Origin of the sequence: Rothia sp. SD9660Na, from assembly GCF_030064065.1 — a bacterium.
In the GTDB taxonomy this organism is placed as follows: Bacteria; Actinomycetota; Actinomycetes; order Actinomycetales; family Micrococcaceae; genus Rothia.
The window spans coordinates 1,567,910-1,581,832 of the sequence record NZ_CP125946.1; the positions used below are offsets into that span (position 1 = coordinate 1,567,910).

Annotated in this window: 12 protein-coding genes and 2 pseudogenes; 2 read left to right on the forward strand and 12 right to left on the reverse strand. The window is 59.9% G+C overall.

Going from position 1 to position 13,923, the window contains the following annotated elements; genetic code table 11:
• Positions 1-92: 92 nt before the first annotated feature.
• Entirely contained in the window at positions 93-569 is a 477-nt protein-coding gene (nrdR, locus tag QM007_RS07470; protein ID WP_283489383.1) for a transcriptional regulator NrdR, read from the reverse strand.
• 9 nt (positions 570-578) lie between these two features.
• Positions 579-1,949: a histidinol dehydrogenase gene (gene hisD, locus QM007_RS07475; RefSeq protein WP_283489384.1), complete on the reverse strand. Its 1,371-nt coding sequence runs from the start codon at positions 1,947-1,949 to the stop codon at positions 579-581.
• A gap of 481 nt (positions 1,950-2,430) precedes the next feature.
• Between hisD and QM007_RS11155 the strand changes: the two are divergent.
• Positions 2,431-2,484 (forward strand): annotated as a pseudogene (locus QM007_RS11155) (hypothetical protein); the annotation flags it as partial.
• Positions 2,485-2,550: 66 nt separating this feature from the next.
• A pseudogene (locus tag QM007_RS11160) lies at positions 2,551-2,676 on the forward strand (hypothetical protein); the annotation flags it as partial.
• Between the two features lie 314 nt (positions 2,677-2,990).
• Here QM007_RS11160 and QM007_RS07485 read toward each other — a convergent pair.
• From QM007_RS07485 to ftsZ, 10 genes are all read right to left on the reverse strand, one after another.
• Positions 2,991-3,212, reverse strand: coding sequence for a hypothetical protein (locus tag QM007_RS07485; RefSeq protein WP_283489385.1), 222 nt, complete (start codon positions 3,210-3,212; stop codon positions 2,991-2,993).
• A gap of 261 nt (positions 3,213-3,473) precedes the next feature.
• Positions 3,474-7,010, reverse strand: a complete 3,537-nt coding sequence (gene dnaE / locus QM007_RS07490) for a DNA polymerase III subunit alpha (protein ID WP_283489386.1) — start codon at positions 7,008-7,010, stop codon at positions 3,474-3,476.
• Positions 7,011-7,036: 26 nt separating this feature from the next.
• The gene (locus QM007_RS07495) at positions 7,037-7,990 is read right to left on the reverse strand and encodes an RluA family pseudouridine synthase (protein ID WP_283489387.1); all 954 of its coding nucleotides are present in this window, start codon (positions 7,988-7,990) and stop codon (positions 7,037-7,039) included.
• On the reverse strand, positions 7,990-8,562 hold the full coding sequence (gene lspA / locus QM007_RS07500; RefSeq protein ID WP_283489388.1) for a signal peptidase II: 573 nt from the start codon (positions 8,560-8,562) through the stop codon (positions 7,990-7,992). The genes QM007_RS07495 and lspA overlap by 1 nt, the downstream gene beginning before the upstream one ends.
• A gap of 160 nt (positions 8,563-8,722) precedes the next feature.
• The gene (locus QM007_RS07505; RefSeq protein WP_283489389.1) at positions 8,723-9,424 is read right to left on the reverse strand and encodes a DivIVA domain-containing protein; all 702 of its coding nucleotides are present in this window, start codon (positions 9,422-9,424) and stop codon (positions 8,723-8,725) included.
• A 305-nt stretch (positions 9,425-9,729) separates the two neighbouring features.
• A complete protein-coding gene (locus QM007_RS07510) occupies positions 9,730-10,032 on the reverse strand; it encodes a YggT family protein (protein WP_283489390.1) in 303 nt (100 codons plus the stop codon).
• Between the two features lie 6 nt (positions 10,033-10,038).
• A complete protein-coding gene (locus tag QM007_RS07515) occupies positions 10,039-10,755 on the reverse strand; it encodes a cell division protein SepF (protein WP_283489391.1) in 717 nt (238 codons plus the stop codon).
• A gap of 155 nt (positions 10,756-10,910) precedes the next feature.
• A complete protein-coding gene (locus tag QM007_RS07520) occupies positions 10,911-11,723 on the reverse strand; it encodes a YggS family pyridoxal phosphate-dependent enzyme (RefSeq protein WP_283489392.1) in 813 nt (270 codons plus the stop codon).
• A 29-nt stretch (positions 11,724-11,752) separates the two neighbouring features.
• A complete protein-coding gene (locus QM007_RS07525; protein WP_283489393.1) occupies positions 11,753-12,589 on the reverse strand; it encodes a purine nucleoside phosphorylase YfiH/LACC1 family protein in 837 nt (278 codons plus the stop codon).
• Between the two features lie 124 nt (positions 12,590-12,713).
• On the reverse strand, positions 12,714-13,922 hold the full coding sequence (gene ftsZ, locus QM007_RS07530) for a cell division protein FtsZ (protein ID WP_237185432.1): 1,209 nt from the start codon (positions 13,920-13,922) through the stop codon (positions 12,714-12,716).
• Between the last annotated feature and the right edge of the window lies 1 nt (position 13,923).

Sequence of the window (13,923 nt, forward strand, 5' to 3'; positions counted from 1 at the left end):
GGGTAGGTTGACTATTAATACTAGATAGATGGCACTTTTGCCCGATCACCAGTCTGGTAACTCCAGGTATATCCCCAAGCCCCACAGGCTCCCTAAAGCAGGGTGGGCTGCTCCCCCTCGTCCGCCCCCGCCGCCCTCAGGGCAGCAATAGCCCGCTCGAAGTCATCAAGTGACTCAAAGGCCTGGTAGACGCTGGCAAAGCGCAGGTAAGCCACGGTATCGAGCTTAGACAGGGGCTCAAGGATAGAAAGCCCCACCTCGTGGGCATCAATCTCGGCAATGCCCTTAGCTCGAATCGCCTCTTCAACCTCCTGGGCTAGCTTAGCCAGGTCGTCCTCCCCTACGGGGCGGCCCTGGCAGGCCTTGCGCACACCAGAGACAATCTTGGCGCGGTCAAAGGGTTCGGTCACGCCGCTTCGTTTAATCACCGAGACAGCGGTGGTTTCGACGGTGGTGAACCGCTTGCCACAATTGCTGCACTGGCGGCGTCGGCGAATCGCAGAGTTGTCTTCGGTGGTACGAGAATCAACGACCTTGGAGGTCGAGTTGCGGCAGTAGGGGCAGTTCATGCGTCCTCCTTATCGGCTACCACGGGTACGGGCGGTAATTGCTTCGCCGTGGGCGGGCAGGTCTTCGTCGCGGGCAACTGCAACGATGGCATGCCCAATTTCAGCCAGGGCATCTTGGCTGTAGTTGATGAGCTGAACGGCCTTCATAAAGACGGTGGTGTTGAGCCCTGAAGCGTAGGCAGCGGAGCCGCCTGTGGGCAGAACGTGATTGGAGCCTGCCGCGTAGTCGCCCAGGGGTACCGGCGAGTAGGGGCCGATGAAGATAGCGCCAGCGTTGCCCACCCGACCGGCTACCTCTTCTGCCTTCTCGGTATGGATTTCAAGGTGCTCTGCGGCGTAGGCGTCAGCCACTGCGATTGAGGCATCGAGGCTGTCGGTGAGCACCACGCCCGACTGGGGGCCGGTGAGGGCGGTGGCAACGCGCTCGCTGTGCTTGGTGGCGGACGCCCGGCGGTTGATGGCCTCTTGCACGGCGGCGGCGAGGGTAGGGCTGTGGGTGATGAGGACGGACCCGGCGTTGGGGTCGTGTTCGGCCTGGGAGATCAGGTCAGCAGCGACGTAGTCGGGGTTGGCGGTGTCGTCGGCGATGACCGCGATTTCGGTGGTGCCGGCTTCGCCGTCCACGCCCACGACGCCCTGCAGCGCGCGCTTGGCCATGGCGACAAAAATGTTGCCGGGGCCGGTGATGGTATCGACGGGTTCGAGAACATCACCGGCGTCGTCCAGGCCGTAGGCCATAGCGCCTAGGGCACCGGCACCGCCAATAGCCCACACCTCGGTGATGCCGAGCAGGCCAGCTGCACCCAGGATGGTGGGGTGGGGCAGGCCGCCGAATTCTTTTTGGGGCGGGGTGCAGAGCACAATGGATCCGACGCCCGCGGCCTGGGCGGGTACGGCGTTCATGATGACCGATGAGGGGTAAACAGCCAGCCCGCCGGGCACGTACACGCCTGCGCGGCGCACGGGGGTCCAGCGGTTGGTCAGGACGGCGCCGGGGGCAACTTCGATGGTCTGGTCGGCAGGGCGCTGGGCAGCGGCAAAGGCGCGGGTGCGTTCGATGGCGATTTCTAGGCCCTTGCGGACGGCCGGGTCAAGGTCGGCTACCGCCCGGTCGATAGCACTTTGGGGTACACGCAGAGCTCCTTGATCTACGCCGTCAAATCTTGCGGAGAGTTCCCGCAAGTAGTCTGCCCCGCGTTCCTGTACGTTCTCCAGAATCTCGTGCACGGTGGTGAGCGCGTTCCCCACGAACTCTGTGGTCTGGCGCGGGACGATGCGACGCAGCTCAGCGTAGGAGTGGTTGCTGCCGCGCAGGTCGATAGTGCGCAGGGTGAAATCTGCAGGTGCAGTGGAGTTCTGGGGGTTGTCTGTTGTGCTCACTCTTCGATTTTAACGCGGCCGTCAAGGCACGTGGAGCTTGGGAGCCTGATTATTTCAGCTGGTGGTCTTTGGGTGGCTTTTTAGCAGGTCACCCTAACCACACAACTATTCAAGCTCTTGCGTAAAAAGCTCTACAGTTTTCCGGGCTGTACTCATTGGAAGATACATACGGTTACTTGATGCTGAAAGGCGTTTAAAGCCAAATTTCTGGTAGAACCCGATAAGTTCTGGAGTAGCTGCGTTGAGCACAATGGCTCGTGTTGCAGCAATATCTGCTGCGGCAACAGCATACGAAATCGCTTCCCCTAGTAGTCGCTTACCTAGCCTTGGGGTGTTTCTTCGACTATGCATACCCTCGGGATGCCTTTGACGGCTTTGAAGCAGGTTGTTCGATGCTCGTAAGAGTGGGTCAGTTTTGACTGAGATTGTGCATCAAACGGATGCGTGGTTCGCAGTATGTGGCTGAAGATTACACTGGTGAGTTGCGGGCTTTGGGTGTTCAGTTGTCTGTCGGGTCGAGAGGGGATTCCTATGATAATGCTCTGGCTGAATCGGTGAACGGGGCTTACAAGGCTGAAATGGTGCGTGGTCGCCTTTTAGGTCGGTTGGGCAGCTGGAAGCTGAGACGGCTGGCTGGGTGTGTTGGTGGAATGAGCGGCGGTTGCATGCGTCTCTTGGTTATCGGATGCCGGATGAGGTGGTGGATGCTGCTGTGAGTCTCGTATGATGGTCGGAACTAAAGCCAGTACATATCAGACACCGCCAGCAGTGTGTGGGCACTGGGGCCACACCCAGCACCAGTTCTTGCCGCTGTTCGGCAGCTGCGCGGACAGCGACGTCCGGGTCCCGCGCGACATGGGCTCCAGTGTAGTACCACCTGAAAAGTGCACGTGCCGCTGCAAAAAGCAACGGCACGTGCACTTTTCCGAGGGCATTTACCCGCAGGGCAGCTTTACTTGCCCTGGGCAGCTTCCTCATCAGCTGAAACAACGGTGAAGCGGGTACCGGCGTGGGCGGGGTTTTCGATTTCATCCAGGGCTACTACGGCAAAATCCTGGGTGAATACGAACATGCCGGCGGGCACATCCTGCTCGGTGCGGTAGTCACCGGTGCGGGCACCGGGGGGGCAATCACGGGTGAGGGGGCCAGCATGGTCCAGTTCAGGCCGGACGCAGCCCGGCAGTCCTCAAGGACGGTTGCGAAGGTCTTGACCTCGGGCAGGTAGTCAGCGGGGAAGTCGGGGCTCTCCAGCAGTTGGAGCATTTTTAAAAAAACTCTTCGAAAATCCCACCGTGCCCCTATCTGCCCAAGCCAACGCGGACGTCCGCACCTGGGCAGAAACCCACGTAGCAGAAGTACTAGCTAACCGCGAGCGGTTTGATGCCGCCCAGACCCTCTAAAAAAGCACCAGACCCTTTTTTAAAAGCAAGCGTGCCGCTCAGGCCCCAGAGCGGGAGTACACCCCCACACTCAGGGCTGAGCGGCACATACGGCATCTTTGTAGATTTTTAGGCTCGGTAGTTTTTACAGGTCTAGGCAGGCCGGGCCCAACAACACCTTGAGATCACCAAAGAGAGCCGGGTTGGGGTTGACCCGCAAGTCTGCGCCCAGGCGGATGAGCAGGCGCTTGGTGCGGGTGGTCATAGCGATACGGACCTCTGATTCACCCTTATGGTTCTTCAGAATGTCACGCAGCTGCCCCAGGGTTTCCTCGGTCGCCTTATACTCGGGGATGGCGATAGTGACGGGCCCGCCGGTGCCGTCCGCTGAAATCTCAGGGATGTTCAGCTCCTGGGCGCTGAGGGTCACCGAACCGTCGTCGCGGCGCTGCAGGCGCCCCTTGATGGTACAAATCAGGTCCTCAGCCAGCACACCTGCGATCGGTTCGTAGGCGCGGCCAAAGAACATGACCTCGATAGAACCGGTACGGTCTTCCATCTCGATACGGGCGTAAGGGTTACCCGAGTTCTTTGCGATACGGCGAGAAACGCTGGTAATCATGCCCGCGATAGTTACAATCGCCCCGTCAGGCTTGATTGAATCCTCAGAGACCAGGCCCTGAATAGTGGAGTCTGAGAGGGAGTCCAGGGCATCTTCGAGACCGCGCAGGGGGTGATCAGAGACGTAGAGCCCCAGCATTTCGCGCTCGAAGTTGAGCTTATCGCGCTTCTCCCACTCGGGGACGTCCGGAATCTGCACCGCCAGCTCGTTCGCTGGGTTATCGTCGTCCAGCCCCAGCCCGCCAAAGAGGTCGAACTGTCCGGCAGCCTCCTGACGCTTAACCGAGACGGTCGCGTCGATGGCCTCTTCGTGGATCATGGAAAGCGGACGCCGGTCGTGGCCCAGCGAGTCAAAGCCACCGGCCTTGATGAGGGAGTCCACGGTGCGCTTGTTACAGACGACGATCGGTACCTTGGAGAGGAAATCGTTGAAGCTTTCGTAGCGGCCCTTTTCCTCGCGGGTATCGACCATAGCTGCCACCACGTTGGCACCCACGTTACGAATAGCGCCCATGCCGAAACGGATATCGTCGCCCACAGGGGTGAAGTTCAGGGCAGACTCGTTCACATCGGGCGGCAGCACCGTAATCTTCATGTGGCGGCACTCGTTCAGGTACAGAGCAAGCTTGTCTTTGTCATCACCCACAGAGGTCAGCAGGGCAGCCATATATTCCTGGGGGTAGTGAGCCTTTAGGTAGGCCGTCCAGTAGGAGACCAGACCGTAGGCCGCCGTGTGGGCCTTGTTAAAGGCGTAGTCAGAGAAGGGCAGCAGAATATCCCAGAGGGCCTTAACTGCACCCTCGGAGTAACCGTTATCGAGCATGCCCTGGTGGAAGGTGGCGTACTGCTTATCCAGCTCCTCTTTCTTCTTCTTACCCATAGCGCGGCGTAGAATATCCGCCTCACCCAGGGAGTAGTTAGCCACCTTCTGGGCAATCGCCATAACCTGCTCCTGGTAGACAATCAGGCCGTAGGTGGTATCAAGAATCTCCGCCAGGGGCTCTTCAAGCTCCGGGTGAATAGGGGTGACCTCCTGCAGACCGTTCTTACGCAGGGCGTAGTTGGTGTGGGAGTTTGCACCCATGGGGCCGGGGCGATAGAGCGCCAAGACCGCCGAAATGTGCTCAAAGTGGTCAGGCTGCATGAGCTTGAGCAGCTGGCGCATGGGCCCACCATCGAGCTGGAAGACACCCAGGGTGTCGCCGCGGGCCAGCAGCTTATAGGACTCGGCGTCATCCAGTTCCAGGGTTTCAAGGTCCAGCTCTTCGCCGCGGTTGAGCTTAATGTTCTCAATCGCATCCGAGATGATGGTCAGGTTGCGCAGGCCCAAGAAGTCCATCTTGATGAGGCCCAGGCCTTCACAGGTGGGGTAATCGAACTGAGTGATGACCTGCCCGTCCTGCTCACGGCGCATGATGGGGATAACGTCAATCAGGTCGTGGCTCGACATGATGACGCCCGCCGCGTGCACACCCCACTGGCGCTTTAGGCCCTCAATGCCCTTAGCGGTTTCAAAGACCTTCGAAGCATCGGTATCGGATTCGATGAGATCACGCAGGTCCTGGGCATCCTTGTAGCGCTTGTCCTCGGGGTTATAGACATTGGCCAGGGCAATGTTCTTACCCATGACGTCCTCGGGCATGGCCTTGGTCAGACGCTCGCCGGTGGAGAAGGGGTAGCCCAGCACACGGGAGGAGTCCTTGAGGGCCTGCTTAGCCTTGATGGTGCCGTAGGTGACGATCATTGCCACCTTATCTTCGCCGTACTTCTCGGTCACATAGTGAATCACTTCAGAACGGCGGCGATCATCGAAGTCCACGTCGAAGTCGGGCATGGAGACGCGGTCGGGGTTAAGGAAGCGTTCGAAAATCAAGTCGTGTTCCAGCGGGTTCAAGTCAGTAATACGCATGGCGTAGGCAACCATGGAACCTGCACCCGAGCCACGGCCCGGGCCCACGCGGATGCCATTCTCCTTGGCCCAGTTGATAAAGTCAGCCACCACCAGGAAGTAGCCGGGGAAGCCCATCTGCGAGATAATGCCCACCTCGTACTCAGCTTGCTTACGCACCTCATCGGGCACGCCCTTGGGGAAGCGGTAGTGCAGGCCGCGCTCCACCTCTTTGACGAACCAGGATTCCTCGTTTTCGCCCTCGGGCACAGGGAAGTTGGGCATGTAGTTGGCCTTGGTATTGAACTCCACGGAGCAGCGCTCAGCAATCTCCATGGTGTTGTTGCAGGCCTCGGGGTAGTCTCGGAAGAGCTCACGCATCTCAGCCGGCGACTTGAGGTAGAAGTTATCGGCGTCAAACTTGAAACGCTTGGGGTCCTGCAGGGTAGAGCCTGACTGCACGCACAGCAGCGCGGCGTGGGCCTTGGCATCCTCTGCATGGGTGTAATGCAGGTCGTTGGTGGCAACCAGGGGCAGGTTCAGTTCTTTCGCCAGCTTGAGCAGGTCGGCCATGACGTTCTTCTCGATATCAAGCCCGTGGTCCATGAGCTCGCAGTAGAAGTTTTCCTTGCCGAAGATATCGCGGAAGTCGCTGGCTGCCTGCATGGCCTCCTTGTACTGGCCCAGGCGCAGACGGGTCTGCACCTCACCCGAGGGGCAGCCGGTGGTAGCGATTAGCCCCTTACCGTAGGTCTGGAGTAGCTCCCGGTCCATACGCGGCTTATAGAAGTGGCCTTCAAGCGAGGCCAGAGAGGACGCCCGAAACAGGTTATGCATGCCCTGGGTGTTCTCTGCCCACATGGTCATATGGGTATAAGCACCACCGCCGGAGACGTCATCACGCCCGCCCTCACCAAATTTCACGCGGGTGCGGTCCTGGCGGGCGGTACCCGGGGTCAGGTAAGCCTCAACACCGATAATGGGCTTGACCCCGGCGTTGTTAGCCTTGTTCCAAAAGTCGAAGGCACCAAAGAGGAAGCCGTGGTCGGTGGTTGCCAGGGCGTTCATGCCCAGCTGCTTGGAGTGCTCAAAGAGGTCGGCGAGGCGGGCAGCACCATCGAGCATGGAGTACTCGGTGTGCACGTGCAGGTGGGTGAAGTCGGTGTTAGCCATGCGGGTTGCGTCCTTAGCGTCGGGCTCTAGAAGTTGCCCTCACGCAGGGTATCGAGAGCGTACTGAAGGTCAGGGGTATAGGGGCTTTCGAACTCCACCTGCTCGCCGCTGGCGGGGTGGGTGAAGCCCAGGCGGTGGGCATGCAGCCACTGGCGGGTGAGGCCCAGATGCGCGCTCATGGTGGGGTCTGCCCCGTAGGTCAGATCTCCCGCGCAGGGGTGGCGCAGGGCAGAGAAATGCACACGAATCTGGTGGGTGCGGCCGGTCTCAAGGTGCACCTCAACCAAGGACGCCGGCCCAAAGGCTTCGAGTACCTCGTAGTGGGTAATTGCGGTCTTGCCGTCCTCGTTGACCGCGAACTTCCACTCGCTGCCGGGGTGGCGGCCGATGGGGGCATCAATAGTGCCCTTGAGGGGGTCAGGTAGCCCCTGCACCAGAGTGTGGTAGACCTTGGTGACGGTGCGGTCCTTGAAAGCATTTTTCATGACCGAGTAGGCTCGCTCGTTCTTGGTCACAACCATCAGGCCCGATGTGCCAACGTCCAGGCGGTGCACAATACCCTGACGCTCAGCAGCACCGCTGGTAGCAATATCGATACCGGCGTGCTTCAGGGCCCCGACAACCGTAGGGCCGTGCCAGCCCATCGACGGGTGGGCCGCAACACCGGTAGGCTTATCGACCACCACGATGTCGTCATCCTGGTAGACAATCGAAAAACCGTCCACCTGCTCAGCCTCAATCTGCGTTAGATCACGCGGCGGGGTACCGGCGGCCTGCACGGTCATTCCCTCAAGCAGTTTGAACGAAGCCTTAGCCTTCACTCCCCTACCCTTGGCATCGAGAAGCTGAACCTCGCCGTCCTTAACCCAGCTACTCACCGTTGTGCGCGACTGACCGCTCAGCTCAGCGAGCAGGGCATCAAGCCGGGTACCAGCCTGATCAGCACCCACCACAAACTTTAGTTCAATCTTCTGAGACATTAGACCCCCTCCTCGTCCTTCTTGGCCTTTTCGGCTCGTACTTCACGCTGGCCGTCCATGCGGTAGCCCAGAAAAGTCAGCAGAACAATCGCCGCCATCGATACGCAGATAGCGGCATCGGCAATATTAAAAATCGCAAAATTCGGTACAGAAATATAATCAACCACGTGCCCGATGCCAAAGCCAGGTTCCCGGAATAGGCGGTCGTGCAGGTTGCCAACAATGCCGCCTGCCAGGGTTGCCAGCAGAATAACCCAGGGTAGAGTCTTAGCCCGTACCACCAGGGTCAGTGCCACCAGGGCACCCACCGTTGAAATCAGGGTGAACAGCCAGGTCGATTCCTCACCCATAGAAAAAGCAGCCCCCGGGTTCAGGTAGTAACGCCACCAGAGCAAGCCGTCGATCACGGTGATGGTCTGCCCCACGGTCATGGTTGTCTCTACCAGGTGCTTGACCCACTGGTCGGCCCCGTACACCAGAGCAAACAGGGCCAGGGCTAACAGGGCCTTAGCTACCCCAGAAATCGTACGAACCGGCACCAAAACTGTGCCCTCCTGCTGGGTTTTAGCCACCGTACTCCCTGCCTTCAAACATCAAAAACTGCACACACCAGCTTATCGCGTTCGGTACCCAGCTGGTACCGCAGGGCAGTATCTTAAACATCTCAGGCGGCCCCTCTTATTGAGGAGCCACCTGAGCATATTGAGGCTACCGCCTAAACACTAGGAAAGCCTAGGAGTTGTTGCTGAAAACCCCGTTACGCTGGCCAAACGCGCCGAAGCCCTGGGACTGTGATGCCGCTGCTGCGGGAGCGCCCTCAGCCTTGGGCTCAAGAGCGGGGGTCTCTTCGAGGGTGGTCAGCTGCTTGTTCAGGTAATCGCGTAGGGAGGTGCGGTACTGGTTCTCAAAGGAACGCAGCTTGGCAACAGAAACCTCGAGGTCGCTCTTGGTCTTTTCAAGATCACCCAGAACACGGTTGGACTGCTCCTGGGCCTCTGAGACCAGCTGAGCTGCTTCTTCGCGGCCCTCGGTGATGAGGCGTTCGCGCTCGCGCTTGCCCTCGAGGACGTAGTCATCGTGGACCTTCTGGGCCATAGCCAGCAGGCCGGTGGCGCTAGAGGGTGACAGGGTGGGTTCAGCGGCGGCAGGAGCTGCGGCTGCCGCAGGGGCAGGGGTAGCAGCTGCAGCGGGCTGAGAATCAATAACAATTTCAGCCTCGGCCAGGGCACCGCCCTGCTGCTGGGCAGGAGCCAGTGAAATCTTTGCCTCTGCCTCTTCGAGCTGGCGCTTGAGGCTAGCGTTTTCGGCGTTCAGGCGACGCAGTTCAATGACAATCTCATCAAGGAAATCGTCAACTTCTTCAGGGTTGTAGCCTTCTTTGAACTTAGTCGGCTGGAAGCGCTTGTTGATTACTTCCTCAGGCGTGAGTGCCACAATCGTTCACCTCTATTTTCTAAAAATCTTTATGCTTTGGCCCGTAGTGTTCCCGGTGCGCAGTATGTTCTGGAGTCAGGCGCATGAAGCTCGAACTTTCAGCGCGCTAAAAGTTCGGGTAGTCCCCTATTTACTACAACACAAAATTACCTGGCAATGGGGCACCGCGCAACACTATGACCCCAGTTAAGTGTGAGCCACTGGTCACGTCACCACTTGAGGGGACAATCCCCAGCCTGCTGACTGACAGGCTTCATCAGCCATCTAGCACCCCCTGCGCGCAACAGGTATGTGCCCGACCGGCTCTAAACGGAGAGGTTGTAGGCCAGGTTCGTTAGCAGAGAATAGGCGAACCAGAGGGCCATCAACAGAATCATGAAGCCCAAATCCAGGGAGATACCGCCCAGGTTAATGGGTTTAATCAGGCGGCGGGCGGCGTTCATGGGCGGGTCAGTGACTGCATACACAAACGAAGCAACTATCAGCACTAGGCCCTTGGGGCGCCAGTAGCGAGCAAACATCTGCACCCAGTCGAGCACCAGGCGAATCATGAACACAACAATCAGCAGGTAGGCCGCGATGGCCAGCAATGCAAAGAGATAGCCCACTGCGGTTTAGGCCTGGTTGAAAGGGGTGACGTCGTCGCTGTCCAGAGCTACCGGCACCTCGGTGCCCTCGGCACCGAGAACCTCAAGGTTAGCGGGGGTCAGCAGGAAGACCTTATCGGTTACGCGCTCGATGTGGCCGTTCAGGGCAAAAGCTAGGCCTGCAGAGAAGTCGATGAGACGCTTGGCGTCGGTATCGCCCATGTCGGTGACATTCATAATCACGGGGATATTCTCGCGGAAGGACTCACCGATAATCTTGGCGTCATTGTAGGAGCGGGGGTGAATGGTGGTGATACGGCGCAATTCTTCGCTGCTTTCGTCGGAGAAGGAGGGGATCAGGGCGGTTGAGGTATAGCTAGGTGCCTGCTGGTGGGGACCGGGGAAGCCCCAGTCGGTGCTGGTGCTTTCGGCCTGCTCAAGAAGCTGGTCGTCGGCCTCGGCCACAGAAACGCTACCGGCGGTTGCTTCGGGAGCCGGACGGCTGCGGGGGGTCTCGGGTGAAACACCCAGAAGGACGTCGCGGTCGGCGGTTGATGAAATATGGGCGGGCCCTTCGGCGGGAGTCAGCTCATCGGGGTAGTCATCGTACTGGTCGTCAGCCTCGAAAACAGTCTCTTCGTAGATCGTTTCGGGGCGGCGCTGGGGCCGCTCTGTGCGCTGCGCTTCGTCTTCTACCTGGCCCAGGCCTAGGTAGGCCATTGCCTGGTGTAGTGTGCGAGCCATTCTTACCCTCCCTATGAGTAGCCTGTACGCCGGTCAACGGGGCTTACAAACCTCTGTTCCTATCAACCTTTTACGGTACCAAAAAGTTGCCTGTCTTTCTCGCAGACAAGCCCAAGGGAAACCTCAGTATTCCCGGTGAATTATGGTCAGCTGCCCTATAGGGCCAGGCGGGATCCCATAATCGAAGAGCCAACCCGCACCGAGGTAGCTCCCCAGCGTATGGCCTCAGCCAGGTCGTGGCTCATACCCGCTGATATAGTGGTGGCCTCGGGGTAGTGTTCCAGCAGCTGCTGGGAGTAACCATGCAGTCTCTCAAAGGCGGCTGCGGCGTGCTGACCTAGCGGGGCAACCGCCATGAGCCCGCCCAGGGTAAGGCCCGGCAGGGAGCTGATGTTATCGGCGAGGGCTAAAATCTCGGTGGGGTCTACTCCCCCACGCGCGCCCAGGGCAGCCTGCCCGGCGGTGGCTTCAACGGTGGTATCGAGCCCTACCTGGATAAGGCAGCGCAGACCACCGTGTGCCAGTGAGGCCGGAGCGTCAACCTCACCGTTCTCGTAGCGGGCCAAGCGATTGACGTAGGCCTTAGAGAGGGCATCGGCAAGCTGGGGGCGGTCAACCGACTGCACCTCGTGCGCATACTGCACCACAGACTTAGCCTTGTTGGTCTGCAGCTGGCCGATAAAGGACCAGCGCAGCGGGTCATCACTGCCCGTATAGGCGGCCAGCTCACGAGCCTTGCTAGAGGCCTCCTGGTCGCGGTTCTCACCCACAGCGCGCACACCCACATCGTACAGGGCGGCGGCATCTGAGGCCGGGAAAAACTTAGTAACCACAATCAGCTCGGGCAGGGGGGACGAGGCGGTTCTGGCGCCACTCATATCTTCCGCAGCGTCCTGGATGCGGACCTGCACCTGGGCTAGGCGGTCGCTGAGTTCTGCACGGCGTTCGAGGCTGTAGGTCAGGGTCATATTTCCATTCCTTAGAGCGGGCATCTGGGTTACAGGTGGGAGGGGTTGGGCGCCTCAGCGGCCAAGGGGCCAGCTTCTACCCAGACCAGGCCGGCGATGCGCCCGGCAGGCTCCTGTCTCTGGGTATGGCCGCGGTGCGAGAAGAGGCGCTCGTTTTCAAAGGTACAGGCCGCAAGGTCGCTATGCACGCGGGTTACATGTGGCAGGGAGGCGAGGACGGCACGGGCCCCGGCAGGCAGGTCAAGGGCGGGAGTACCCCAGGAGGTACTGGAATAGACCTGGGGAATCAGCTCAGCAGATTCCTGCCGCATGGCCTCGGGGACCTCGTAGCAGCGTCCGCAGATTGAGGGGCCAATCCAGGCCTGAATGTTCTTGGCGCCCCTCTGCTCCATGGCCTCAACCTGGCATTGAATCACACCATCAAGCAGGCCCCGGCGCCCGGCGTGGGCCACGCCCAGGACCGGCTGGCCCGTTACAGCGCGCTCCCCCACAAAGACCAAGGGAATGCAGTCAGCCACCATAATGGCCAGGGGCCGCCCCTCACGTGAGACGGCGGCATCGGCGACCGGTGCAGTATCGAGAATCTCGTGAGAGCTAAGACCCTTCTCAGTTTCGGCAGTAAGCCGGTCTGAGGCGTCCGCATCAAAGACCACGGTGCCGTGCACCTGGTTGAGGTAGCTAAAGCTGCAGGACGCCCCTTCCCCCAGCAGCGTATCTTCAAGGGTCTGCCGGTGAGCCAGGGTCTGGTCAAGGTCATCGCCCACGTGCAGGCCCAGGTTACCGGCAGCAGCCGATGTGAAGGCCACGTTGACCCGAGTGCCATTTGCCAGGGTTACTAGCCGGTGGGAGAAAAGAGCATCGGACATGGGCCTTGCCTAATCTTTCGGAAAAGAGCGGGAAATGCTGAAGGGGGTGAAAGCTAAGTCTAGCTTTCACCCCCTCTCGGCCTTTAGACGGGAAGCTTCCGTCTAGGGTGTGAGTCTGAAGTTTTTACTTCAGGAAGTCGGGCACATCGAGGGTGTCACGACGTGCTGACTGGGAGTCCTCAACAACGGGGGGCAGGTCAACGTCGAAGCCGGCGTTGGTGGGAACGTCGTTGCCGCCCTTGTTCCAGCTGTTACCTGCTGCGGGTGCCGAGCCGAAGCCAGCGCCTGCGGCGGGAGCTGCTGAAGCGCCACCGAAGTTCTGCTGGGTACGTGCAGCCTGGTTAGCGGCGGGGTTGGTGTTGTTGGAGTTGGTTTCGGGGTTGACCGAGTCAAAGCCTGCGGCAATAACGGTCACGCGAGCCTCGTCACCCAGAGCGTCGTCGATGACGGCGCCGAAGATGATGTTGGCGTCGGGGTGGGCAACTTCCTGTACCAGGCGGGCAGCTTCGTTGATTTCGAAGAGGCCTAGGTCTGAACCACCCTGGATGGAGAGCAGGACGCCGTGAGCGCCGTCGATGGATGCTTCCAGCAGGGGTGAGGCGATAGCCAGTTCGGCGGCCTTGACGGCGCGGTCTTCACCGGAGGCTGAGCCGATACCCATGAGAGCTGAGCCTGCGCCCTGCATGACGGACTTGACGTCTGCAAAGTCGAGGTTGATCAGACCGGGGGTGGTAATCAGGTCGGTAATGCCCTGGACACCGGAGAGCAGAACCTGGTCTGCTGACTTGAAGGCGTCGAGCATGGAGACGTTGCGGTCTGAGATGGAGAGCAGGCGATCGTTGGGGATAACAATCAGGGTGTCAACCTCGTCGCGCAGGGCGGCGATACCGGTCTCGGCTTGGTTGGAGCGACGACGGCCTTCAAAGGTGAAGGGACGGGTAACAACACCGATGGTCAGTGCGCCCAGGGAGCGGGCGATGCGGGCAACAACGGGAGCACCACCGGTGCCGGTGCCACCACCTTCACCTGCGGTCACGAAGACCATGTCGGCACCCTTGAGCACCTCTTCGATTTCCTGTTCGTGGTCTTCTGCTGCCTGGCGTCCAACGTCGGGGTTAGCGCCTGCACCCAGGCCGCGGGTCAGTTCACGACCTACGTCGAGCTTGACGTCGGCGTCAGACATGAGCAGAGCCTGGGCGTCGGTGTTGATCGCAATGAATTCAACGCCACGCAGACCAACCTCAATCATGCGGTTGACAGCGTTGACGCCACCGCCGCCGATACCGACGACCTTAATGACTGCCAGGTAGTTCTGGGGAGTTGCTGTATCCATG

What these genes read in the sequence shown, in the direction of transcription:
- nrdR (WP_283489383.1), bottom strand. Translation starts at nt 569, where the DNA reads ATGAACTGCCCCTACTGCCGCAACTCGACCTCCAAGGTCGTTGATTCT.
- QM007_RS07485 (WP_283489385.1), bottom strand. Translation starts at nt 3,212, where the DNA reads ATGCTCCAACTGCTGGAGAGCCCCGACTTCCCCGCTGACTACCTGCCC.
- dnaE (WP_283489386.1), bottom strand. Translation starts at nt 7,010, where the DNA reads ATGGCTAACACCGACTTCACCCACCTGCACGTGCACACCGAGTACTCC.
- QM007_RS07495 (WP_283489387.1), bottom strand. Translation starts at nt 7,990, where the DNA reads ATGTCTCAGAAGATTGAACTAAAGTTTGTGGTGGGTGCTGATCAGGCT.
- QM007_RS07515 (WP_283489391.1), bottom strand. Translation starts at nt 10,755, where the DNA reads ATGGCTCGCACACTACACCAGGCAATGGCCTACCTAGGCCTGGGCCAG.
- QM007_RS07520 (WP_283489392.1), bottom strand. Translation starts at nt 11,723, where the DNA reads ATGACCCTGACCTACAGCCTCGAACGCCGTGCAGAACTCAGCGACCGC.
- QM007_RS07525 (WP_283489393.1), bottom strand. Translation starts at nt 12,589, where the DNA reads ATGTCCGATGCTCTTTTCTCCCACCGGCTAGTAACCCTGGCAAATGGC.
- ftsZ (WP_237185432.1), bottom strand. Translation starts at nt 13,922, where the DNA reads ATGGATACAGCAACTCCCCAGAACTACCTGGCAGTCATTAAGGTCGTC.